This is a genomic window from Clostridium sp. 1001275B_160808_H3 (assembly GCF_015550425.1).
Lineage (GTDB): Bacteria > Bacillota > Clostridia > Clostridiales > Clostridiaceae > Clostridium.
In genome coordinates this window covers 97,153-121,667 of record NZ_JADNAT010000007.1, presented here as the reverse complement: position 1 = coordinate 121,667, position 24,515 = coordinate 97,153, and the positions used below count along the sequence as shown (strand labels likewise).

Annotated in this window: 20 protein-coding genes; 5 read left to right on the top strand and 15 right to left on the bottom strand. The window is 26.6% G+C overall.

The window, feature by feature from the left end:
- Positions 1–9: 9 nt before the first annotated feature.
- Both I2A75_RS07120 and I2A75_RS07115 read right to left on the bottom strand, forming a co-directional pair.
- Complete coding sequence (locus I2A75_RS07120; protein ID WP_195263781.1) at positions 10–1,032, bottom strand: glycosyltransferase family 2 protein; 1,023 nt, start codon at positions 1,030–1,032, stop codon at positions 10–12.
- Positions 1,033–1,093: 61 nt separating this feature from the next.
- Positions 1,094–2,248 carry a glycosyltransferase gene (locus tag I2A75_RS07115; protein ID WP_195263780.1) on the bottom strand — a complete coding sequence of 385 codons (1,155 nt, stop codon included), beginning with the start codon at positions 2,246–2,248 and terminating at the stop codon, positions 1,094–1,096.
- A 297-nt stretch (positions 2,249–2,545) separates the two neighbouring features.
- On the opposite strand from I2A75_RS07115, the gene brnQ reads away from it, so the two are divergent.
- On the top strand, positions 2,546–3,817 hold the full coding sequence (gene brnQ / locus I2A75_RS07110) for a branched-chain amino acid transport system II carrier protein (protein WP_195263779.1): 1,272 nt from the start codon (positions 2,546–2,548) through the stop codon (positions 3,815–3,817).
- 253 nt (positions 3,818–4,070) lie between these two features.
- On the opposite strand, the gene I2A75_RS07105 is transcribed toward brnQ, so the two are convergent.
- The 10 genes from I2A75_RS07105 to I2A75_RS07060 all read right to left on the bottom strand — a co-directional run bounded on the left by I2A75_RS07105 (position 4,071) and on the right by I2A75_RS07060 (position 15,362).
- Positions 4,071–5,096, bottom strand: coding sequence for a hypothetical protein (locus I2A75_RS07105; protein ID WP_195263778.1), 1,026 nt, complete (start codon positions 5,094–5,096; stop codon positions 4,071–4,073).
- Positions 5,077–5,973, bottom strand: coding sequence for an ABC transporter ATP-binding protein (locus I2A75_RS07100; protein ID WP_195263777.1), 897 nt, complete (start codon positions 5,971–5,973; stop codon positions 5,077–5,079). The genes I2A75_RS07105 and I2A75_RS07100 overlap by 20 nt, the downstream gene beginning before the upstream one ends.
- Before the next feature lies 1 nt (position 5,974).
- Positions 5,975–6,358, bottom strand: coding sequence for a GntR family transcriptional regulator (locus I2A75_RS07095; RefSeq protein ID WP_195263776.1), 384 nt, complete (start codon positions 6,356–6,358; stop codon positions 5,975–5,977).
- Positions 6,359–6,379: 21 nt separating this feature from the next.
- Positions 6,380–6,988 carry a hypothetical protein gene (locus tag I2A75_RS07090; protein ID WP_195263775.1) on the bottom strand — a complete coding sequence of 203 codons (609 nt, stop codon included), beginning with the start codon at positions 6,986–6,988 and terminating at the stop codon, positions 6,380–6,382.
- Between the two features lie 416 nt (positions 6,989–7,404).
- Complete coding sequence (locus tag I2A75_RS07085; protein WP_195263774.1) at positions 7,405–8,811, bottom strand: O-antigen ligase family protein; 1,407 nt, start codon at positions 8,809–8,811, stop codon at positions 7,405–7,407.
- A 4-nt stretch (positions 8,812–8,815) separates the two neighbouring features.
- A complete protein-coding gene (locus I2A75_RS07080; RefSeq protein ID WP_195263773.1) occupies positions 8,816–10,156 on the bottom strand; it encodes an ABC transporter substrate-binding protein in 1,341 nt (446 codons plus the stop codon).
- 81 nt (positions 10,157–10,237) lie between these two features.
- Complete coding sequence (locus tag I2A75_RS07075) at positions 10,238–11,320, bottom strand: Gfo/Idh/MocA family oxidoreductase (protein ID WP_195263772.1); 1,083 nt, start codon at positions 11,318–11,320, stop codon at positions 10,238–10,240.
- Positions 11,321–11,334: 14 nt separating this feature from the next.
- Complete coding sequence (locus tag I2A75_RS07070; protein WP_195263771.1) at positions 11,335–11,940, bottom strand: sugar transferase; 606 nt, start codon at positions 11,938–11,940, stop codon at positions 11,335–11,337.
- Between the two features lie 17 nt (positions 11,941–11,957).
- On the bottom strand, positions 11,958–13,826 hold the full coding sequence (locus I2A75_RS07065) for a nucleoside-diphosphate sugar epimerase/dehydratase (RefSeq protein WP_195263770.1): 1,869 nt from the start codon (positions 13,824–13,826) through the stop codon (positions 11,958–11,960).
- Between the two features lie 111 nt (positions 13,827–13,937).
- The gene (locus tag I2A75_RS07060; RefSeq protein WP_195263769.1) at positions 13,938–15,362 is read right to left on the bottom strand and encodes an oligosaccharide flippase family protein; all 1,425 of its coding nucleotides are present in this window, start codon (positions 15,360–15,362) and stop codon (positions 13,938–13,940) included.
- A 177-nt stretch (positions 15,363–15,539) separates the two neighbouring features.
- Between I2A75_RS07060 and I2A75_RS07055 the strand changes: the two genes are divergently transcribed.
- Positions 15,540–16,382 (top strand): hypothetical protein, encoded by an 843-nt coding sequence (locus tag I2A75_RS07055; protein WP_195263768.1) that lies wholly within the window; start codon positions 15,540–15,542, stop codon positions 16,380–16,382.
- A complete protein-coding gene (locus I2A75_RS07050) occupies positions 16,330–17,316 on the top strand; it encodes a hypothetical protein (protein WP_195263767.1) in 987 nt (328 codons plus the stop codon). Before I2A75_RS07055 ends, I2A75_RS07050 begins: the two co-directional genes overlap by 53 nt.
- A gap of 170 nt (positions 17,317–17,486) precedes the next feature.
- Here the strand turns inward: I2A75_RS07050 and I2A75_RS07045 are convergent, their stop codons facing one another.
- Entirely contained in the window at positions 17,487–19,364 is a 1,878-nt protein-coding gene (locus tag I2A75_RS07045) for a cell wall-binding repeat-containing protein (protein ID WP_195263766.1), read from the bottom strand.
- A 185-nt stretch (positions 19,365–19,549) separates the two neighbouring features.
- On the opposite strand from I2A75_RS07045, the gene I2A75_RS07040 reads away from it, so the two are divergent.
- Both I2A75_RS07040 and I2A75_RS07035 read left to right on the top strand, forming a co-directional pair.
- Positions 19,550–21,103 (top strand): cell wall-binding repeat-containing protein, encoded by a 1,554-nt coding sequence (locus I2A75_RS07040; RefSeq protein ID WP_195263765.1) that lies wholly within the window; start codon positions 19,550–19,552, stop codon positions 21,101–21,103.
- 88 nt (positions 21,104–21,191) lie between these two features.
- Positions 21,192–22,196: an LCP family protein gene (locus I2A75_RS07035; protein ID WP_195263764.1), complete on the top strand. Its 1,005-nt coding sequence runs from the start codon at positions 21,192–21,194 to the stop codon at positions 22,194–22,196.
- A gap of 179 nt (positions 22,197–22,375) precedes the next feature.
- Here I2A75_RS07035 and I2A75_RS07030 read toward each other — a convergent pair whose 3' ends face one another.
- Together I2A75_RS07030 and I2A75_RS07025 are read right to left on the bottom strand one after the other, a co-directional pair.
- The gene (locus I2A75_RS07030; RefSeq protein WP_195263763.1) at positions 22,376–23,731 is read right to left on the bottom strand and encodes a phenylacetate--CoA ligase family protein; all 1,356 of its coding nucleotides are present in this window, start codon (positions 23,729–23,731) and stop codon (positions 22,376–22,378) included.
- Positions 23,732–23,751: 20 nt separating this feature from the next.
- Positions 23,752–24,495, bottom strand: a complete 744-nt coding sequence (locus I2A75_RS07025; protein ID WP_195263762.1) for a WecB/TagA/CpsF family glycosyltransferase — start codon at positions 24,493–24,495, stop codon at positions 23,752–23,754.
- Between the last annotated feature and the right edge of the window lie 20 nt (positions 24,496–24,515).

Genomic DNA, 24,515 nt, shown 5'->3' with positions numbered 1-24,515 from the left:
ATTTAATGCTTATCTTGAAATTTTTTTATTTTTTTCCTCTATTGTTTTACTTTTAAAAATATAAAAATTAAATATACCTAGTATAAATCCAATCCCATAAGATAAATGTAATATTGGGAAAGTAATAAATAGATATGGAAAGTGTTTAAAGCTTTTCTTCTTAGACATTTTAACGCTAAATAAACAATCTAAAATTAAATATAAAAGAATAGTAGCAAAATAACCTATTCTAATTAATTTAGAAAAAATACTAGCAACTCCACCAAACAATAAAAATAACACAAACATAAGTGGTATTAAATGTCTAATTGAAGCTGGCTTTTTATGTTTTTGTATTACTCTAACCTTCCAAAACCCATATTGATAATATTGTCTCCATAATTTTTTAAAATCACCTCTACTATAATAAGTTGATTTAATCTTTGGAGTCAATAAAATCTTCTTCCCAGTCTTTTGAACTCTAAAGTTTAATTCATCATCTTGATTTCTTACTAACTCTTCATCAAAAGCTCCAATACCAAGAACAAACTCTCTATCGTAAGCTCCAAAGCCTACGGTATCAACATAACTTTCTTTATCTGCATATCTAAACAATGCATTTCCTACTCCAAAAGGACAACTCATTGCTTCTGCAATAGCTTCACCTTTTATACTATCATTAATAGTTGTTATAACTCCTCCAGCACAACCAACTTCTTTATTTTCTAGTGCTAAAACATTTTCTTTAACAAAATCCTTATCTGCATATGCATGTGCTCCAAATATTATTACAATATCAGATTTACTTTCCTTTATTCCAAGGTTCATCCCTGAAGGAGCTGAAAGCTTTTTATTATCTAAAATCCTAACAGAAGGATTCTCCTTTATTATTTCATTAATAATAGCTCTTGTATTATCTGTTGACATTCCATCAGCTATTAATATCTCAATTAATTCTTTAGGATAACTTTGATTTAATAAAGAATCTACGCATTTCTTTATATAATTTTCCTCATTCCTACATGGGATAACAATTGATACCGTCTTTTTCACAATTACAACTCCTATCAAACTTATTAGCTCTATAAACTATATTAATATTGCATCCATAAGATTATTTAACAATTAAATTATAAACATTTTCTAATCCTTTAACTATTACTTTTCTACTAAATCTATTTTTAATATATTCAGAAATTTCATTTCCATTAAATTTAGAATTATTGTTTATAATCTTTTCCATAGCATCATAAAGTTCATTTAATTTTCCAACATTAATCATATAACCAAGATTTTCATTAAAGAAATCTTCTGGTCCACCACACTTAGTCGCTATAATAGGTACCCCGCATGCTAATGCTTCTATATACACAACACCAAAAGTTTCATACATACTTGGTAATACAAAACAATCAGAATTTCCCATTATAGCTGGCAAATCTTCTCTTAAAACTTCTCCTAATAAATGAACATCTTCATTTAAATTATACTTGTCAATTAATTGTTGTATATTTGTTCTTTCTGGACCGTCTCCACCAATATATAGTTCTATATCATTATACTTTTCTTTAAGTTTATTAAAACCTTCAATAACAAGATCTATTCTTTTATTTTTCTTTAAATATGCTACTGTTACAAATCTAAACTTTTTTCTTTTATGCTCTTTATCAACTTTAAATCCATCTGTATTAACAATATTAGGTACAACTACTATATCATTATTAGTATAATTTTTCATTGAAGATTTAAGTTTTTCACCTACGCTTATTAATTTATCTGCATTATTATAAGCTACAGTTAAAACTTGTTTATTATAATCATTTAAAGAATTATTTAATATTGTAGATGAATGTTCTGTTATAACATATGGAATAGAATATTTATCTTTAATAACTTTCGCTGCTAAACCTCCATATAAACCACAATGAACATGTATTACATCTGGTTTACCATACATTTTTACGTACTTTTCATATAAACTTAGTGTTTGCTTTACCCATAAGTTTACACCAAGAAAATTTCTCATCATCAATATATTCCAGCCATGTAATCTTACAGTATTTACACCTTCTTCATCATTAAATGTAATTTGAAAATGATTTTGTTTAAAATTTCTATAATTAATATTAGTCATTCTTCTTGTCTCACTATAAATTACACCTACTTTATGCCCTCCATCTTTTAAGGCAAGAGCTTGCTCTTTAAAAAATATACTTCTTAAAGGCTCTTCTTTAGTAGGATATCCAGAAGGTAATATCAAAATATGCATAAAAATCTCCTTAAAATTAATAAATATAATTTATTAATAATTATAACATATAGATAAGCTAAAACAATAAAGGAAATCTACAAATTTCTTAATAAATAGTTCTCTTATAAATAGATATCTATAAAATACCATGCACTTTTAATTGAATATTTTGTCGTATTATGATAATATAGAGCATAAGTATTTAACGTTTATTCAAAAAAATCGTTATTTACTTATTAATTTATTAACTTTTGTTATATTTTATGAAATTATTAATTAAAGCATATATTAAATTTAAACGGAGGAAATTAAATAATGAAAAAAAGTACAAAAGATTCAATTGTTGTTGGTTTTGCTCTATTCTCGATGTTTTTCGGAGCAGGTAACTTAATTTTCCCTGCTTTCCTTGGAAATAAAATAGGAACTGAGTTCATTCTTGGAATTATTGGTTTTATATTCACAGGAGTAGGTTTACCTCTTTTAGCAATATTAGCGTGTTCTAAAGGAGATGGAACATTTAAGACTCTTTCAAGTAGGATAGGAGTTAAATTTTCAGTGATTTTTACAGCTATACTTTTTATAGCAATTGGTCCAATGCTTGCTATTCCTAGAACAGCAGCTACAACATTTGAGCTTACAATAAACCCATTTTTCCCTAGTATATCGCCATTTATAGCTATGGCAGTATATTTTATTATTAATTTATTTTTTGTTTTAAGTAGTACATCAATAATAGATGCAATCGGTAAATATTTAACACCAACATTATTGATACTTCTTGTATTCCTTATTATAAAAGGATTTATAAACCCTATAGGCTCTGTGGTAGAAACTAATGCTATAAATGTATTTTCATCCTCATTATTAGAAGGATATCAAACTATGGATGCTATAGCAGCACTTTTATTTGCTGGGATTATAACTACTTCTTTAAAAGACAAGGGATATAACTCAAAAGAAATGCCAAGTATGATTTTAAAATCAAGCGCTGTTGCTGTTGTGGGCCTTGCTTTTATATATGGTGGTTTAACATACATAGGTGCACAAACAGTTAACTTAGCACCAGCTGATATTGGAAAGACAAGTCTCTTAATATTAATTTCTAAAAGTATTTTAGGTAATATTGGTCCTGTAATAATTGGACTTGCTATGGGACTTGCTTGCCTAACAACTTCTATAGGTTTATTAACTGCAGGAGCTAATTTCTTCGAAAAAATATCAAACGGGAAATTACCATTTAAAGTTAATGCAGTAGTTTTATCTATTGTTAGTTTAGGCCTTGCTACTTTAGGTGTTGATAATATAGTAGTGTTGTCTGTACCAATTCTTAATATTTTATATCCAGTTTCAATTACATTAATTGCAACTACTCTTTTATCTAAGGTATTAACAAATCTAAATGCTATAAGAGTTGGAGTTTATACTTCATTAGTATTTGGAATTTTATTTGCAATACCAGGAATAAACTTAAATTTTATTCCTCTAGCAAGTGTAGGATTTGGTTGGGTTATCCCAACAGTAATTTCAATTATAATAGGATATATTATATTTAATCCTAAGGAAAGTGAAGTTCCTCAACTTGATTAGTAAGTTAAAGTAAACTATGTAACTAAAGATTATATTATATAATTTAAAACATTTCTAAATAATAATTAAAATATAAAAAATAGCTGTATTATTAATATTAATACAGCTATTTTTTATATTTAATCTACCGTGTGTTTATTTTTCTTTTATTAAACTAATTTTTCTTCTATTAAACTAACCTATACTACATTCTTAATATGAACCTTATATTTTTTTTATAATAAAATTTTCATAAATTTGCTCTTTTATTACTTTAAAAATAATACTTGTCTTTTTTTATCTTTTGAAATTTCTTTAATGACAAATTAACAAAAAATGATATCATTATTGTTATTACTAATATAATAAAGAACAAATGTGACTCACTCATTGTATAATTAAAATAAAATTTATTAATTAAATTACTCAATATAGGAGCTAATATAATCCCAGGAAAAGTTATTAACATAAACTTAGCAATTTTTCTAGGAAACTCAAAAATTATACCTTCATTCATATTTTCTACTAACATTTTATTAGTTAGTCTTTTAGCTATAATTATTAACATTATTCCTGTTATTATAAAAAATATTGATATGCATGCAATTTGTAACTTACTTATTTCATTTATAGTAGAATATACACCTAAATATTCCATTATCCTATTATATATGTATCTAAGTCCCCTATCACCATCGTATAAATAAATATAGCTACTTACTTCGAAGTTAACTAATACAGAAAACATATATATGATAATAAATATTAACGATCCAAATAAATAATACATATTAGAAAAAATAGAGTCTAACAAAGCTAATCCACCTATGGTAATTGTAGATATACTAACTATTCTAATTAAATCAATTATTATAACTTCTTTAAAGTTTCCTATATAATTTATTATTTCAATATTTTGAAAAGCTTCTTGTCCAACTATAATTGAATAACTTAATAAATAAAAAATAGCCGACATAACTACTATTATAAATTCTCTACTTCTTATATCAATCCTTGAAAAAGGACCAGATAATAAAGTTGACCACTTTTTTCGTTTAAAAATACCTACTGATATTACATATACTATTATTAAATATATTATTAATATCACAGCACCATTAAAAGACAAAATAAATGACTCATGATACTTGCTATATAGCATACCTTTTATTGTCCAATCAAAATATTGACTTAGACTAATTTTATTCAATAAAGTTACTCCTATATAAGCTATTATTAATGGAAGTATTATTTTGTTATCTCCTTGATAAAATAAACTTTTATTCAAATATTTCTTCATAATCATACTTCCCTTCTAGCCTATGTATAAATACTTCTTCAAGGCTTAAATCTATTTCCTCCATAAACAATGGTTTAAACGTATTTAAATTTTCTTTAAAGCAATCATCATATCTTTCTGTTATAATAGTAAATACTCTTCCAACTTGAGAAATGCTAAATATACCATCTATATTTAAATCCTCTTCATATACTGGCATATCAAATGCAACTTGTATCTTTTTAATATTGCGTTTTATATTTTCTAAAGAATTATGGTATTCTATTTTCCCATCATTAAGTATAAGTATTTCATCACATATTCTCTCAAGCTCTCCTAAATTATGTGAACTTATTATAACTGACTTTTCCTTACTATATACTTCATTCATTATTATTTTCAGAACTTTTTCCTTTAATATTGGATCCAATCCAGACGTTGGTTCATCTAATACTAACAATTCACAATTTAATGAAAAGGCAATCATTAAATTCACCCTCATTTTCATTCCTTTAGATAATTGTAAAAACCTTTTATTTAGAGGAATTTTAAAGATTTTATTGATCTTATAAAACTTATCTTCATTAAAATTAGGATATATACTTTTGTAGTAATTCAATATTTCTTTTAATGTTATTAAATAAAAACTACTATGCTCATCAGGAACAAATGCTATTTTTCTCTTTACTTCTGGATTGTCATAGATTTCTTCTCCATCAAAAAGGACATTACCAGATGTACCTTTATAAATACCAACCATTCCTCTAATTAGAGAAGTTTTTCCTACTCCACTTGGCCCAATAATACCTAATATCTTTCCTCTCCCTAAAGAAAAATTTATATTATCTAATACCTTACTCTCTCCATAGTTTAAGGAATAGTTCTTTAATTCTATCATTCTATATTCCTCCTCTTATTTCCTTAAAACCTTCATCTAATAATAAAATTAAGTCATTTTCCTCAAGGCCTAAATAATTTGCTTCTAATATTAATCTTTTAAAATCTAAAATTAATTTACCTACTTTTTCTTCTGATACCACTTTTGTGTAATTGCTAGATATAAAAGTTCCCTTCCCTTTTATGGTTTCTACAATATTTTGTTTTTCAAGCTCCATATAAGCCTTACTTACTGTATTAGGATTTATAGTTAAAATAGTAGATAACTCCCTTACAGAAGGTAATTTATCACCAACTTTTATTACATTTTTTAATATAAGCTCCTTAATTCCAATTATAATTTGTTCATAAATAGGTGTACTACTTCTTGAGTCAATTATTATCATAAGCTCACCTCTTCTAAAAGATTATTTATATATTGTGTTGTAGTAATCAACAACATATCCTTCCCCTTCATCAACTACTACTAAATATATTTCCATTGGAGTTTCTTCAATATCATTAACTTTACTTTCTTCTATGTAATTAACTTTATCTACAGTTCCATCTTTTTTTACAGAATTTTTATCCACCTCAAAATTGTATAAAGCTAATGCATCTAACTTATATACTCTAACTTCACTTGGTCTTTTATAGTTCGATATTCCTTTAAAGGAGTCTTCATAGTTCATTTGTAAATTTCTCAAATCATTTAAGCTTACTTCTTCTAATTCATAGCTATAAACTACAGGTACTTGCTCATTTATATATCTGTTTCCATTACCTTCTCCTAAATATAATCTATATCTCTTAGATAAACTTTCTAAGAATTCATTTGGAGTTACATGATAATAATAACCACTTTTTGATTTTACTTCTTCATAACTATTAATATAACCAATAAAATTTACTATTGCTTCCTCTGGAGTAGTATATCTTTCTTGCTTTTCATATACCTTTGTTCTGTTACCTAATGATGTAACTATAAGGAAAATAATTATAATACCACTAAAGGCCAAAAGTGTAGATTTCTTCATATAAAATCCCCCCCATTCTAATTAACTCTATTTTTTCATACGAAACTTTACACTATCTTTTTTCAAACTTCATCCTTTATTGTAAAGCTATTTTTCAATTATTATTTAAAATTGACTATAGTTTATTTTTAGTACAAAACCTTACATTATCTTTTTATAAATAAATCTTATTGTAGTTACTTTATCTATATATAAAGTAACTACTAAATTCTCTAAAATAAAAAATACTAAGTGTATTACTTAACATAGTACACTTAGTATTATATGGAATATACTTTATTTTAACAATTAATATTTTCTTAATATGTGACTAATAATCTTAAAGTTTCCTTAAAGTCCATTTATTAAATATTAATTAAATTATTTTGCATTTAGTTAATCACCAATTTTTTACAAATTATTTAGTACTTACCAACTTATTTAGTACTAGGTAATTTATCATCATTTTTATCTATTAATAAAATCATTGCAAATAGTAACCATAATATATAGGTATTTGTAACTACTCCTTTATGGTTAAGTTGTATTCCTGTAGTCACACCTATAAATATGAATAAAATCAAGGAAACAAAGATTCCTCTACTTTCACCATAGTTACTAATAGATTTTCTTATCTGAATTATAAAGATTCCTAATATAGCAATCAATGCAAATATTCCAAGTTCAACTCCAACATTTAAGAATAAATTATGTGCATGCTCCATTGTATACAATGGAGTAACCATATTCTTTCTAACCTCGTAATCTATACTCATATATGCATCATCTGCATTTAATCTATAGTTCTCATTAAAATTACCGTATCCAACACCAAAAATATTATCTAGCATTATATCTTTACTTGCTATTATTGATAAAACTCTAGCTGTATTAGATGTATTTTGTAAGAAATGGCTTGAACTATCTCCTCTACCCATTATCTTAGGTAATACAAAAGGAGACATCAATCCACCAGCTATAACAATTGCCATAAATACATATCTATATTTTTTACTAAATAAGATTAAAACAACTACTAAGCCTAAAGATAACCATGCACCTCTAGAAAATGTTATAAAAGTACTTCCCATCTGTAATATCGCAGATAATATAAGAAAAACATTTTCTTTAATAGTGTTTTTCTTATATAAAATTTCATTTAAAAGTAAAGGAAATACCATTAAAACTACATTAACAAATATATTAACATTATGATATCCAAAAGTTATCATTTCTCTAGAAGATTTTATAGCATCAATGCTAAGTCCGATACCTAAAAGTTGCACTATACCATATAAGCAACTAAAGTTCACTGAAATAATTAAAGAATAAACTATTCTTTTAATATCTTCCTTATTAAAAACTGATAAAGCTAATACTGCTAACAATACAGGTACTAATATTGATGTAGTTGTCAACTCTAAAGATAATATAAAATTAGTTGAAAACATACAGCTTATATAACTTGAAAAACATAATAATATTATAAAGTAAAATAATTTTTTATTTCTTTCAAATAATTCTACTATTTTTAATTTTATTTGTTTGTAATTGCATATAAACAAATATAGAATTATAATACTTTCAAAATTTAGCTTTATTATAAATAAATCTAAATATAAAAGTTTTCTAGCGGTTACTAAGATTGGCATAGACATAATAAATAAATACATACACCTTTTAATATTCTTCTTTGCATTAAAAAGAATATATAATGTTATAATTAATGATAATGTGAAAGTAAACCCATCTTTAATTCCAACTGCCTTTACTGATGCTAAGGCACAAACTGCAACAAATATACTTATTAATAACCATTTAAAATATTGTTTCTTATCATTCATAATGCTACTCCTTATACTTATCTAATTCAACATCTTTATTTCTTTCATTATTATTAATAAAATTATTCATTTCAGTTTTAAGATTCACTATTCCATTTTTAATATCAACTTCACCTTTTATCATAGCAAAGATATTTTTCTTTACTATATCAGAGTTTCCTACTAAAACTTCTGTTGGATCTTTTAAAGAATGCTCATAACCTTTATTATCATTCAATCCATCATACATGTCATTATGAAAATAATTATTACCAAAGCTTGCAAAATTATTATCATTCTCTACTAAGTAATTTGTTACATCTTCACTTAATAGCCATTCATAAACTTCTTTTACAGCAGCATTATGCTTTTCTTGTCCTTCAGTATCTATATCAAACATATCCTCTTTTTGATTATTAGCAATTACCAATGTTCTTGGATAAGTATAATAATATAACCTTCCATTATTTTCACTAGCAAAAGGTATGTTACTAAATCTAACATCCATTCCTTCTAATCTATCTGTAACACTATACTTTTGATAATAGTTAGTTATCATCATTGCTGATTTTTCATTTTTAAAATCATTAAACATATCTTCTGTTGTTCTAGTATCAAAATTTAAAGTTATAAGATTTTTATCATACATTTCTTGAAATTTTTCAATAACTAAAGCTAAGCCACTATAATCATATTCACCCGTTTTATAATTCCAAAATGTCGGATAAGTAGAATTTTCGGATGTTGATGCTGTACCTAGTATACTAAATATATCATGAATGTAATTTAAAGATAAATCTAATGGTACTATGTCAGGACAAGTGCTCTTTATCGTTTCTAACATACGTATAAACTCATCTAATGTCTTAGGATTAAATTCCGGATCTATTCCAGCCTTAACTAATAACTCATTATTATACATGATTTTCGGCATAGCTGAACCATATTTCACCCCGATTATTTCATCATTATATAGAAAAGTAGCATTATCCTTTACACTTGATAAATCTATATCTAGATTCTTTAATGGTTGTATAAAATTCTTTTCTAACAATGTCTTCCCAGAGTACTCAAATATATCAATTTGATCATTATTAGCTAACTTAGTATATAATAAATTTGTATAATCATCATTAGTTAATATTAAATTAATATAGATTTCATCATTATTTTTGTTATACTTTTTAACAACTTCAGCTATTCCTGTATTTATTTCATTATTTTTTAGTAATAATGTAACTACCTCTTTATTTGTATAATTTGCTCTAGCATCTATAATTTTATATCCCTTATACAATATAGAGGTTAAAGCTAATATTAATAATAAAATTGAAAACTTTTTATTTTTTCCTATAAAATTTTTCATTATTTCACCTTTACATATACCTTAAACTATAGAATATTTCTTAATTAAACAAAACTCCGCTTTTATGCGGAGCCTTTATTATTATTTCATATCTGAACTTGAAAAATTATTTAATGGGAAGTTTACAGGCATTCCTGTTTTTCTTGATTTATAAGCCGCTAAAATAATTGATAAAGGAACTATAGCATCTTCACCGCTTATATAAGGCTTTCTATCTTCATTTATAGCATCTACAACATCTCTAAATAATGGAGTGTGTCCTTTTCCATATACGCTATCTATTTGAACTTGTAAATCCTTCTTAGCAGCTTCTTCATCTTCGCCTTCAAATCTCCAAGTTTTAAGTTCATTCACAGCAAGGCCACCTATTACAACTGTTCCTTCTGTACCAAATACACTTAACGTTTCTTCTAAATTCTTTGGATAAACAACTGCACTACCTTCTACAATTCCAATAGATCCATTTTTAAATCTAATAACGATGGCTCCAAAGTCTTCACCTTCTATAGGATTTCTAAAAGTATCACATTCTGCATATACTCTTTCAACTTCTGATCCTATCATCCATTGTAATAGGTCTATATTATGTATACATTGATTCATTAAAGTACCGCCATCTAAATCCCAAGTACCTCTCCATGGAGCTTGCTTATAATAATTGTCATCTCTTCTCCAAAGGACTCTAGCTGTACCATTCATTATTCTTCCTAGTTTTTTATCTTCTACAGCTTCTCTAAGCTTTTGTATTGGCTTATTAAATCTATTTTGATGAGCAACTGAAAGTTTAACATTATTTTTCTTTGCTACTTCAATCATTTCATTTGCATCATCTATTGACATTGCCATTGGCTTTTCAACTATTACATGCTTTCCTTTATTCATACAATAAATAGCAATTTCAGCATGATATCCACTTTCTGTTGCTATTGTAACAACATCAATGTCTTCATTTTCAAGCATTACTTTATAGTCTTCATAAGCTCCAACCTTTAAAGCTGAATCATTCATCTTAGTTAAGTATTCTTCTTTTTTAGCTTCTGCAAGATTAAGTTTTACATCACATGTTGCTACTAATTCTGCAACATCTTTATTTTCAACTAGGCCTTCTACATGCTTGTATGAAATTCTCCCACAACCTATAATTGCAAACTTTAGCTTTTTCATTTATTTAACCACCTTTATAAACATTTTATTATTGTTTTAAAAATTAAAGAAATATCAAAAATCAAATTACTTTTTTCAATATATTCTAAATTTAACTTAAGCTTATCTTTCATAATTACATTTATATAATATTCTTCTGGATTATCTACATTACCTAAAATATCATTTTCATCTTTATATCTTAAAGATGCTAAATCAGTTATACCAGGTCTAACCTCTAATACCCTTTTTTCTGACTCTGTATATAAATCAACATATTTAGGAACTTCTGGTCTTGGTCCAACTAAGCTCATATCGCCCTTTAAAACATTAAACAATTGAGGAAGTTCATCTATTTTATATTTTCTTAAAAATGCTCCAACTTTAGTAATTCTATTATCTTTTCCTACTGTTATTTGTTTTCCAATCTTTTCTGCATCACTTACCATTGTCCTAAACTTATAAATATAAAATGGAACTCCATTTTTCCCTATTCTCTTTTGCATAAATAGAATATTTCCTTTAGAATCTATTTTTATAGCTATTGCTACTATTAATAGTATTGGTGATAAGATTATTATCCCTAACAAAGAAGCTAAAAAATCAAATATTCTTTTTATAATCTCATTAATCTTTTTCATTTTTTCTCCCTTTACAATTAATCTGATGTTTCATTATTAGTTATTGCAACTTCATTCACTTCACTGGGCTCTTTATAAGTTGGTACTATTTGCTTTAACTTTTCTTTTACTTTTTCTTCATCGTTTTCTTCTAATATATCTTTTAAATCAAATAACTTCTTTCTTAAATTATCAATACTATCAAAGGTTGGTCTTCCTATATATATCTTTTTATGATTTGTATTTAAGAGTCCTTCTTCGCTCATTAATAATTCTTCATATAGCTTTTCTCCAGGTCTTAATCCAGTAACCTTTATCTTTATATCCCTATGTGGCTCTAATCCAGATAGCTTTATTAAATCTATTGCTAAATCATAAATTTTAACTGGTTCACCCATATCTAAAATAAAGACTTCTCCACCTTTAGCAAACCCACCTGCTTGAAGTACAAGTTGTGCAGCTTCAGGTATAAGCATGAAATATCTTGTTATATTCTTATGAGTTACAGTAACTGGACCACCATTTTTTATTTGCTTTTTAAACAAAGGTATTACAGAACCATTACTTCCTAATACATTTCCAAATCTAACTGCAACAAATTCAGTATTACTAATTGTGTTATATGATTGTATTATCATTTCACATAATCTTTTTGTTGCTCCCATTATATTAGTAGGATTTACAGCTTTATCAGTAGAAATAAGAACAAACTTTTCAATCCCTTTTTCATGTGATATATCAACTAAATTTAATGTACCAAAAACATTGTTTTTAATTGCCTCTTTTGGGCTATCTTCCATAAGCGGAACATGCTTGTGAGCTGCTGCATGAAACACTACATTTATGTTGTACCTGTCAAATATTTCTCTTAACCTATCCTTATCTCTTACAGATCCAATTAATACTTTTATGTTTAAGTTTGGATAATCATGTCTTAATTCATTTTGAATGTCATAAACAGTATTTTCGTATATATCAAAAAGAACTAAAAGCTTTGGTCCAAACTGAGCTATTTGCCTACATAATTCTGATCCTATTGACCCCCCAGCACCTGTGACTAAAACTACTTTATTGTTTAAATAATCAGAAATCCCCTTGTTATCTAAGACAACAGGGTCTCTTCCAAGTAAATCCTCAAGTTCAACATCTTTTATCTTATTAACCGTTGCTTCTCCTGATATAATTTCATAAATACCTGGTATTATTTTTATTTTACAATTAGCTTTTTTACAAATATCTAAAATTTCTCTTTTATTTTCATTATCAATAGATGGAATAGCAATAATTATTGTATCTATTTCTCTTTCTTCTGCTAACCTTACTATATCCTTTCTTTTGCCTTCTACCTTTACACCACTTATTCTTTTGCCTTGCTTAAAATCTGCATCATCAATTAAAAGAATTGGATTTAGCTTAAGATTTCTTCTTGCAAGCATTTCATTAATAATCATTGTCCCCGCTGAACCAGCACCAATAATCATTACTCTTTGCTGATCCTTTGAATACTTATAAGGAACATATAATAATGTTCTTCTATAAACTCTATATAACACCCTATATCCAAGAACAAAAATACATGTAAGCATAGTACCAATAACACAAACATTTAATGGTATAGTAGCACCTATACTTCTAGTATACAATATAACTAAAGCTCCAGCTAAAATTCCTCCACCAGCACCTAGTAAAAATTCATCCGTTCCTGTTAGATGCCAAAGTGAGCTGTACATTTGAAATAAGGTGAAACACACTAAATATATTATTGTAACTACAACAACATCTTTTTGATATATAGTAGATATTTCAGTAAATCTTTCATAAAAAGTAATATTTATTGATAATAAATACGCCATATTTACCATAAAAATATCTATTATTACTAATATAAAAGTTCTAAGCTTATTCATATTTTTCTTCTCCCAACATTTATTTAAATAATTTCCAAACATCTCTTAACTTCTACAATTATACTACTAATAGCAATATATTGTCCATATTGCTAAGCTTTCGTTAACTTATTATTTATTTTTCCCTTTAAGCATTGATTTTATTATAGTAAAAATGTCTTTTATAACGTTTTTGTACATAAACAATACAACGGATGTACTTAATATAGTAAATACCAATATTATATTATTAAACTTATAGATACTTGATATAGTAGCTAAAATATAAACAGAAATAACACTCACAAAAAACTTAGCATATTTAACTTCTACCTTGTATAATTTATTACCAAAATAACTTCTAGTTACAAAAAATACAACGTAAGCTAATCCTGTTGAAATAGCTGCACCTTTTGCTCCTAAATGAGGAACTAGAATTAAATTTCCTATTATATTTGCAATTGCAGATGCTACTGCTATGTAAATATGATATTTAGTCTTCTTCTTAAAATTAATTCCTAAAACAGTTGTTTCAGATATTGTGTACATAATTGGCATTAAAACTAAGAATGGGAATATAAATTGAGCTCCTTCATACTTTTTGCCTAGTATTATTATTAATAAATCCTTTGTAGCTATTAACCCTATGGCTATAATAAGCATAAAGAATGATACAATTTCATTAATATTACTAAAAAACTTTCTATCCTCAGGATTATTATGATATTTATCATAAGCAACTGGGACCCAAAAAGTAGTAAAAGCTCCCTGTACAGTATTTAATATAGAAATTATGTACATTGCTCCACCATATAGTCCAAGTTGAGTATAATCGCTAAAAAGTTGAATTGATATCCTATCGATAGATTGAAACACCCAAGTTATAGCCATTGAAAAAATAAATGGTGTTCCGTATTTAATTAATTCTTTAGTAGATGTTCTTACCTCAACACCTTTTTCCAAACTAAACCAATCTTTTCTTTCTATAAGAATTGCCATTATTACCATAACTAAATTTCCTAAAACAGTCGCTAAAACTAAAGTCATGTAGTTATTTCTAAACACATAAAATAATGATACAATAAAAATAATAAATGCTACTTTATTAATAACACCAAGCATTGAATATGACTTAGCCTTTTGCTTCATTCTAACATTAATCATTGCAAAATTACTTATTATGCTAACAAAGCTATGAAATGCAAATAAAAATACTAAGAAAAAAGAAGTTTCTTCAACCATATAATTTGAAACTTGTTTGTAAAATATTAAAAGTATTGCACCTAAACAAAAGCTTAATATTATTGGAACCTTTACAGCTCTTCTTAATAAAGCTCCTCTTTCTTTTTCTTCATTAAAATATCTTATATATGCTTGATCTAAGCCCATAGTTAAAATAAGAACTATCAAGCTAGTATAAGTTATGAATATATCTGCTCTTCCCTTTTCATAAGGCTCAATCATCCTTGAAACAATTGGTGTCGAAACAAGGCCTAAAATCATAACTAAGCCATTTCCTATTGCAAATTCTATAAATTTTTTAAATAATCCACTCATTTATTCACCTATCAAATTATAATTCTTTCATTTTTATATAATTATAGCATATGATGTCTAATTAACAATAAAGAAACCTTATACTTTTCTTAAGATTTCTTTACATATATCGACTAAAATATGTATTTGTTATATAATTAACTATAATATATATTCCATTTTTTAGGAGGATTTAATATGAAAGTAATTGTATCCCATGATGTTGATAATTTAACTAGAAAGGAGCATAAGAAAGATTTAATAGTTATTAAAATGATTATTCGTGCATTTCTGGAATTGTTTCTCTTTAGAATAAATCTATCGACATTTCTTTCTAGAGTAAATTGCATAATTAAAAATAATTTCACAAACATAGACAAGCTAGTTCAATTTGATGTAACATACAATACAAAGGCTACTTACTTTTTTGCTACTTCAAACGATAATACACTTGCTTATAAAGCTGAAGCAGCTAAAGAACATATCAAATATATACTAAATAATAACTTAAATGTTGGAATACATGGAATAGCCTATAATGACATCAAAGAAATGAAAAAAGAACATGATACTTTTAATTTACTTCATGATACTAAAGATATTGGAATTAGAATGCATTACTTAAGAAGAGATAAAGATACTTTTTCTTATATGAAGGATATAGGTTATACTTTTGATACAACAGAATATTCTAAGGAGTTAAAACAACCTTACATAACAGAAGAAGGATTAATAGAAATTCCTTTTCATATAATGGATAGCTATTTATTTCAAGAAAATGGGCTTCAAAAATATAATTTAAAATATGCAATAGATTTTACACAAAAAATAATAGATTCAAACTACGATAAAGATATTATTTTTAATATAAACTTACACCAAGAATATTTCTCAAATGGATGGAAAGATTGGAAAGATTGGTATATATGGCTTGTTACTTATTGCAATAGTAAAAAAATAGACTTTATTAGTTATCAGGAGGTAGTAAATGAACTTACAGATAAATCAGATAGATACAAAGAACTTAGAGTTACTAGATAAATGGAATAAATTTGTTGATGAATCTCCAGAAGGAACATTTTATCATAAAAGCTATTGGCTACTTAACAATATAGGATCAAACTTTAAAAGTGCACAAGAATACAAACTATATTATTTATCAGATTCAAATAAAGCTTGGATTGCAGCGTTTTATATTCCTACATCTAAGAAGCTTGGAATGAACTTTGTTGTTATGCCTCATATGACACCTTTTGGCGGCGTTATGATATCTCCTACAATTCACAAATTAACTATTTCTAAAAAAATCTCAAATATAAAAGAGATAAATGAGATATTTATAAACGAATTAAAAAAAGAAAAATTACTTTACTATAGTTTTTCCCCAGAACATACAGATATACAACCATTTATCTGGAATAAATATGTTACTTCAGTAAGATACACTTATAGATTAAATTTATTAGATGAAAATATTCTTTGGAGCAATTTACAAGAAAAAACAAAAATAAATAAAGGAAACAAAAGTAATGTAATAGTTAGATGGGGTTTTAATGAATATTTAGATACCTACTTTGATCTAAACGATAAAAGTTTTAGTAGTCAAAATATAAGTAACTTTGATAATGATCTTACTAAAAAATTATTAACCGAATTAAATAAAAATAATAATTGTATTATAGGTATTATATTCGATGAAAATAATAAAGCAATTGGTGGATGCGTTTTAGCTTATGATAATAAAAGAGCTTATTATATAATGGGTGGAATCTCTAGAGAAAATAACTTTGGAATGTCTTATTTACTTTGGCAAGCTATTTTATATACTAAAAACACATTAAAGCTTCCAGTATTTGATTTTGAAGGATCTATGATACCATCAATTGAAAAATACTTTAGAAAATTTGGTGGAGAATTAACTCCCTATTACTCATTAAACAGCTTACTACTTACTATTAAAAATCATATTAAATAAATAATCCATCTAAAATAATAAATTTCAAAAATGCCAATTTGTAGTTTCAGAAATTATATACTATTTAATCAATTAAATAACACCTAATAAGAATAAAACTTCTTATTAGGTGTTATTTATTTTAGAATTTTCAAAAATAATCAGCTAATTAAAATTTTGATAATTCCACTTTATCTTATAATATTTATACCTAAATTATATAGTACACTATCGCTTATAATAGCTCTACTTCCTAAAACATATATGTTTTGTAAATTAGGTCTTACTGATGTCATAAGCTCCTTTACATCTGGCTCTGCAGAATTAAGATTTGATAGTACAACAAATCCTGAATTTTTTCCTGCAAGTGCAGACACAGATAATGCATCAGGAAAATCTAATCCTGAAGCTATATATAAGTTACTAAGATCTAAACTAGATTTAAACTTATTAAAGATATTCTTATTTGTTTCGTATCTATTCTTACCACCAAGCCTTTCAACATTTGAAAGCTTACTAGCAACATTATCAGATACGGCACCACTTGAACCTATAACATAAGATTTACTTATATTTAAACCATTTAAATGATTTAAAACTTCACTAGGAAGTTGATTCTTTTCTGTTAGTAATATTGGCATATTTCTTATTGCTGCAATTGATGATATTGATAAACCATCAGCAAAGTCTAAACCACTTACTACCGCAACCTCACCAGAACTATTTCCAACTTCTTTTGATATTTGAACTGAAGTTTCATATCTATTCTTTCCACCAAGTCTCTTACTACTTATACCTTGTGCTGAAAGCTCACTTTCAAATGATGAAGGTATAACCCCAGTCCCCCCTACTAAAAATACATTCTTTACACCCTTAGATTTTAATAAATTTAAAAGATTAGATTGATTTTTTAATGAAGTATTTTCAGCTAATACTATAGGTGCATTATACTTAGTAGCTAAAGGGGTTGCACACAAAGCATCTGGATAATCTAAACCTGGAGCTATAACAGCATATTCTGAACTACTCCATCCATTTTTGAATAATTCATAAGATGTCTCATACCTGTTATTTCCATATATTCTATTAGCTACCAACGGATTGCTATTATATAAATAATCTAATGCTCCATCTAACATAGCATTTATAAGTTTTTCTTGATAGTCCCAATTTTTTAAATTATCAGCCTCGTTTACATTTGTTAAAAACCCACATTCTACTAAACTTGCTGGCATATTAGTTTCTCTAACTACATGGAAATCCTCCCATTTAGCTCCCCTGTTTACAGCACCAGTATAACTAATTAATTTACTTTGAATTTTTTCTGCTAAAGGCTTGTCTATATCTTTCTTATAAAATGTTTCTATTCCTGACGCACTAGTAGCTCCTGCTGAATTAATATGTATTGAAATGAAAATATCAGGATTTACATTATTGGCTCCCCTACTTCTATCTTCTAAAGATACATATACATCTGAAGTTCTACTCATTATTACCTTTATTCCATTTGCCTCAAGTTTTTCCTTAAGCCTAAGTCCATAATTTAAAACTATATCCTTTTCTACTATTCCATTACCTTGAGCACCAGGATCATATCCCCCATGACCAGGATCAATATAAACAACATATTGTGAGCTTGCTCTTGATTCTAAATTATTTATAGATCTTACATTTGCACTTTCCATCGAAACGTATACTTCTTTTATATAATACGTTTCAGCCTTTTTCCCAACGATAAATGTTGTACCTTCTTCTACTCCAGTTAACTTATTATTTTCTACGTTGACAATTTCTTCATTTTCAGAGTTCCATATTACTTCTTGATAATTCTCAGAATCAGTAAGATTGATTTCTTCACCAACGTAAACATACAAACCATCTTCAAATTTTACATTTGCTTCCCCATATTTAGAAACTATTTCCTTCAATTCTTGTTCCACCATTTTAGAACTATTTTCGTATGCATGTGCTTTTATGTCAAATAAAGGTAAAGCAAGATTGAAAATTAATGAAAATACTACTATCAATCCTATAAATTTAAAATTTTTCTGTTTTCCCAAGATCCCCATCCTTTCTTTTCTTCATTTTTTTATTTATATTAAACTTTACATAATATAATTATATATTATATCAAAAAATTCTTCAAGAAAGCTATGTTATGATTCAAGGTAAATTTAGTAAAATTTATACAAATTTGATAAATTTATTTTTAATATGGTATAATTTATATTATTTACTAGATTGGAGTATTAAAATGAAAAGAAATTTTTTAAAAACATTAGTTATCTCATTATCTCTTTTATCTATTTCAACTTTTTCTGTACAAGCTCTCTCCATAGATTATATAGCCGGGAGCACTAGATACGAAACAGCAGCGTTAATTTCTGATAAATTAAATTATTCTACAGCTATATTAGTTAATGGATTGGCTTTAGTTGATGGTTTATCAGCAAGTGGGCTAAGTGGTAGCTTAAATGCTCCTATATTACTTACTGAAGTAAATAATATACCTGATTCCACTTTAATAAGAATAGAAAATGTAAATACGGTATACTTAGTAGGTGGTGAAGGCGTTATCTCTAAAGATATAGAAGATAAACTAAAGAAATCTGGAAAAACTGTTATTAGATTAGGTGGAAAAGATAGATTTTTAACTTCTTATTATGTTGCTAATGAAATTGAAAAAATTAAAAACATAGATGAAATCTATTATGTAAACGGCCTAATAGGTGAAGCTGATGCTATGAGTATTGCTCCTGTTGCAGCCAAAACAGGTAATCCAGTAATTTTAACCGATGGAAAGACTACTGATTATAAAAGAAATATTAAATCATATGCAATTGGTGGAACTGGCGTACTAAATGAGTCTTTTGATATTTTTTCTGAAAGATTAAATGGCAAAAATAGATTTGAAACTAACAAAAATGTTATAAATAAATTTTTTAGTGATAAAACTCATATGAACTTAAGTAAATCAGAAGAACTTATAGATGCATTAACATCCTCTGCGTTAAAACAACCAGTGGTATTAATAGATAAGAACTCTGATAAATCAGTTATAGCTGGAGCAAAGACATTAACTTCCTTTGGAGATATAAATCAATCTGCTGTAAACCAGGCTAAAAGCTACTTATACTCTGAAAAAGTTGTCTTTTACTCTCAACATCAAGATGATGAAACAATCTTTGCTGGAAGCGCCATAGTAGATGCTATTCAAGCAGTTGGCCAAGAAAATGTATATGTTGTTCTTATAAGCGATGGGGATGAAAGCGGAGTATTTACTGATCCAAGATATAATAATCTTAGCCTTGAAAAAAAGACTTCCTTAAGAAACAACGAATTTAGAGCTGCTACTGCTCAATTAGGAGTACTAGAAAAAAACTTAGTATTCTTGAATCAATCTGAAAAAAACTTAGATGAAAATCTAATTAAAAATACTGTTTTAGATTTTGAAAGTAAATTTAGTAATGTTACTCATGTTACTCACAGCTATAAATACGATTTACATGAACAACACTTAAAAACTGGTAATATATTATATGATTTATATAAATCAAACCAAATAAAAGATTGCAGATTCTTTGGCAGAAAAGAATTAATGCCTACAAATAATAATAAACTATTAATTCAAAGTATTTCAGATAATGAAATAGAAAAAAATAAAGTTTTAAAGGCTTGCTTTGAATATAAGCTCGATAATAGAGATATGATTAGAGAAGGGATTGGATATAAATCTGTTTCATCCTTATTTGATCCTCTTACTTCTGATCCTTTTAATACATCATATTTGCATGAGCCAGGTCTTTAAATCATAATTATTTATTACATTTATAGTACTTAAATTGAAACAGATACTAAATTTATGATAAAATATTTTCTTGAAAGGAAGTGTAAAAATGTCACAAATTGAAAATAATAAATCTAGAAAAAGAAAGAAAAATAAAAAAAAGAAGTCATTAGGTTTTAAAATCTTTTTAGGCTTTCTATGTGTAATACTAGCATTTGCCGTATTAGGCGGTGGATATTTTATAGGACTTCTAAATAAGATGGATAATGTTAAATTGGATAATACAGATTTAGGAATAGTTGAAGAAGAATTTAAAGATTATAATAATGTAAATAAAATAAAAAATATTGCGCTATTTGGAATAGATGCTACGGATGGACAAACAGGACGTTCAGATTCAATCATGATAGCTACATTAGATCCTGTTCATAACAAGCTAAAAATAACATCTATTATGAGGGATTCTTATGTGTATATAGATGGTCATGGACAAGATAAAATAAATCACGCTTATGCATTTGGCGGACCTCAGTTAGCAATTAAAACAATAAATGAAAACTTTGGTTTAAATATAAAAGATTATATAACTGTAGACTTTTCAAGCTTACCTACTATAATAAATCTTTTAGGCGGGGTTGATATAGAAATTACTAATGATGAAATACAATCTTTTAATGAATATATCGATGTGCTAAATTATCAAGAGGGTACATCTTCAGCTAAGATATATTCTCCCGGCTTGCAACACTTGGATGGAATTCAAGCCCTTGCATATTCAAGAATTAGAGATACAGCTGGGGGGGACTATATGAGAACTCAAAGGCATAGAACAGTATTAAATGCATTATCTAATAAAATACTAAGCACTCCTGTGACTTCCTATCCTTCACTATTAAATGAATTACTACCTTTTGTAGAAACTAGCTTAACTACAAGTGATATATTGTCTCTTGCAACAAATGTAGCTGCTATAGGAAATAATTTAGAACAAGATAGATTCCCAAGAGATGGATATGCTGAAGGTAAACTAATAGATGAAATTTATTACTTAACTTTTGATATAGAAACAGCTAAAGAACAAATGAGAAATTATATTTTTAATGATATAAAATAGTTAAATAATAAAATCAATTTTTAATATTAAAAATTAAAGATATGAATTATTTTAATCCCAGTAAAACTATAAAATTGCCTTACTGGGATATTTTAATATGATTTATAAAACTATAAAAAACGCTTAATTTTTGACTCTTACTTCAGTACCCTTTGTTAGACTCAATAATAGTTTTCAATTTATTTAAACATATTATTTTCTATATTTTGAATCAAGTACCTAAACTTTCCATTGGGCCCTATTGGTATATTATCTACTATTTTTATATCTAGATCTATATTTAAAAATATATTATTAAACTCTTTATGTATAGTTAAGATCTCTTCATTAGATAGTTTTTCTCTAGGCTGAATATTTAATAATATTTCTCCTATGCTATCTTGTATATATTGATATGCATATATTTTTTCTTTTATAGCCCAAAACGGTTCATCTTGACATATAAAAGTAATTACATTACCTTTTTTATCAAATATAAAATCTTGAACTCTTCCTTCTACCCTCTTTATATTCATGTAATTTCTTCCACACTTACACTTTTCTAATGTATTTACAGCGATATCTTTTGTTTTATAGCGTATAAACGGCATTACTGGGTTAATAAAGCTAGTGCATACTATTTCTCCCAACTCTCCTTCTTTTGATACATGTTTACCTTCACTGTTAATTAATTCTGTATATCCATATTCAGAATGAATATGATAATTTCTACTATCTTCACATTCACCGCCTATACATGCTCTCTCTGTATGTCCATAAAACGAATATGTTCTTTTCCCAAACGCTTTTTCAATTGCCTCTCTTTGAAAATCATAAATATTTTCAGAAGTTAACAGTATAGCCTTTAAATTCGGGATATTTATCTTAATATTATTATATATAATAAAATTTGATAATATATATAATGAAGAAGGATATCCATTTATAAAATCAGGATTAAATTTTTCTATTCTCTCAATATATCTTAAATAATTATCATTATTCAAAAGAAAAGAATTTAAAAAAAGATGTTTTCCATCCTTTTCATATTCTCCCTTTAAATGTACTCCTCTCAAATATACAATTTTATTATTTATATTTTTATCGTATCCAACTCTGCTCCACATATGAGTTACAAAAGCATGCTCAATTTTTCTTGTATAAAATTTATCTTGATATAATCCCATAGGTATTCCAGTAGATCCACCAGTAGTTTTATACTCAATCTTATGTTTAGGATAATTTTTATTATATAAATCATTTATATTTTCATGTATAATTTCTTTTGTCAAATATGGTATCTTTTCTATATCAGAAAAGTCCTGTATCTCATACGCATTGATTCCATATTCATTAAATAATTTCGTATAATAAGGAACATTTTCATAAGCATTAATTATAGTACTTTTTAAATTTTCTAATTGATACTCTTTAAGCTTATTTTCATCCCACCACTGAGATTCCTTTAGGAAGTCATACATTCTATTAAACTCTTGTCCATACATTTTTTCTACATGTAAGCATCCTTGAGCTAATCTAATTAATCTACTTTTCACTTCAATATGCCTCCTTTATACTAATAATTATTTAATTTTAATTTTTCTTTAATAGTTAAGGCAATAAATTTGCTATTTCCAACTAGATATCTTTTCCACATTCTTTTAGGTTCTTGTAAAAATCTATAAAACCATTCTAATCCTAATTTCTGCATCCATATTGGTGCTCTTTTAGTAACACCTGCGACCACGTCAAAGCTTCCTCCAACCCCCATACAAAAAGGAATGTTAATTTTATCTATGTTTTCTGATAACCAATATTCTTTTTTAGGTGAGCTAAAAGCAACAAATAATATATCTGCATTTGATTTTTTCATATCTTCTACTATTTTATCATTATCATTTTCGTTAAAATATCCGTTTCTATAACCTGCAATTTTAAGCCCTGGATATTTATTCTTATATATGTCAATTACTTTTAATACAACTTCCTCTTTTGCTCCGAAGAAATAAATAGAATATCTCTTTTTGCTAGAGAGCTTAATTAATTCTTCCATTAAATCTATTCCTGCCACTCTTTCTGGCAATGGTTTACCCAAAAACTTAGATGCCCAAACTATACTCTGTCCATCAGCATTTATTATTGGACATTCTTGAATTATATTTTTTAGATTCTTATTTTTATTCATTAGTACAACTTTACTAGCATTTATTACTACATGTTGAGTTAACTGTCTAGCTTTTATTATTCTCTCAACTTCACTTACCGTTTCATTCATGTTAATTGCTGCAACTTCACAGTCAAACAATTTAACTTTATTCATATTTATTTACCTCACATTTA

Excerpts from the sequence above, each read along its gene's own strand:
- I2A75_RS07085 (WP_195263774.1), bottom strand. The coding sequence starts at position 8,811 with ATGAATGATAAGAAACAATATTTTAAATGGTTATTAATAAGTATATTT.
- I2A75_RS07060 (WP_195263769.1), bottom strand. The coding sequence starts at position 15,362 with ATGAGTGGATTATTTAAAAAATTTATAGAATTTGCAATAGGAAATGGC.
- I2A75_RS07055 (WP_195263768.1), top strand. The coding sequence starts at position 15,540 with ATGAAAGTAATTGTATCCCATGATGTTGATAATTTAACTAGAAAGGAG.
- I2A75_RS07070 (WP_195263771.1), bottom strand. The coding sequence starts at position 11,940 with ATGAAAAAGATTAATGAGATTATAAAAAGAATATTTGATTTTTTAGCT.
- I2A75_RS07040 (WP_195263765.1), top strand. The coding sequence starts at position 19,550 with ATGAAAAGAAATTTTTTAAAAACATTAGTTATCTCATTATCTCTTTTA.
- brnQ (WP_195263779.1), top strand. The coding sequence starts at position 2,546 with ATGAAAAAAAGTACAAAAGATTCAATTGTTGTTGGTTTTGCTCTATTC.
- I2A75_RS07075 (WP_195263772.1), bottom strand. The coding sequence starts at position 11,320 with ATGAAAAAGCTAAAGTTTGCAATTATAGGTTGTGGGAGAATTTCATAC.
- I2A75_RS07025 (WP_195263762.1), bottom strand. The coding sequence starts at position 24,495 with ATGAATAAAGTTAAATTGTTTGACTGTGAAGTTGCAGCAATTAACATG.
- I2A75_RS07115 (WP_195263780.1), bottom strand. The coding sequence starts at position 2,248 with ATGCATATTTTGATATTACCTTCTGGATATCCTACTAAAGAAGAGCCT.
- I2A75_RS07065 (WP_195263770.1), bottom strand. The coding sequence starts at position 13,826 with ATGAATAAGCTTAGAACTTTTATATTAGTAATAATAGATATTTTTATG.
- I2A75_RS07080 (WP_195263773.1), bottom strand. The coding sequence starts at position 10,156 with ATGAAAAATTTTATAGGAAAAAATAAAAAGTTTTCAATTTTATTATTA.
- I2A75_RS07100 (WP_195263777.1), bottom strand. The coding sequence starts at position 5,973 with ATGATAGAATTAAAGAACTATTCCTTAAACTATGGAGAGAGTAAGGTA.
- I2A75_RS07045 (WP_195263766.1), bottom strand. The coding sequence starts at position 19,364 with ATGGGGATCTTGGGAAAACAGAAAAATTTTAAATTTATAGGATTGATA.
- I2A75_RS07095 (WP_195263776.1), bottom strand. The coding sequence starts at position 6,358 with ATGATAATAATTGACTCAAGAAGTAGTACACCTATTTATGAACAAATT.
- I2A75_RS07090 (WP_195263775.1), bottom strand. The coding sequence starts at position 6,988 with ATGAAGAAATCTACACTTTTGGCCTTTAGTGGTATTATAATTATTTTC.
- I2A75_RS07050 (WP_195263767.1), top strand. The coding sequence starts at position 16,330 with ATGAACTTACAGATAAATCAGATAGATACAAAGAACTTAGAGTTACTA.
- I2A75_RS07105 (WP_195263778.1), bottom strand. The coding sequence starts at position 5,096 with ATGAAGAAATATTTGAATAAAAGTTTATTTTATCAAGGAGATAACAAA.
- I2A75_RS07035 (WP_195263764.1), top strand. The coding sequence starts at position 21,192 with ATGTCACAAATTGAAAATAATAAATCTAGAAAAAGAAAGAAAAATAAA.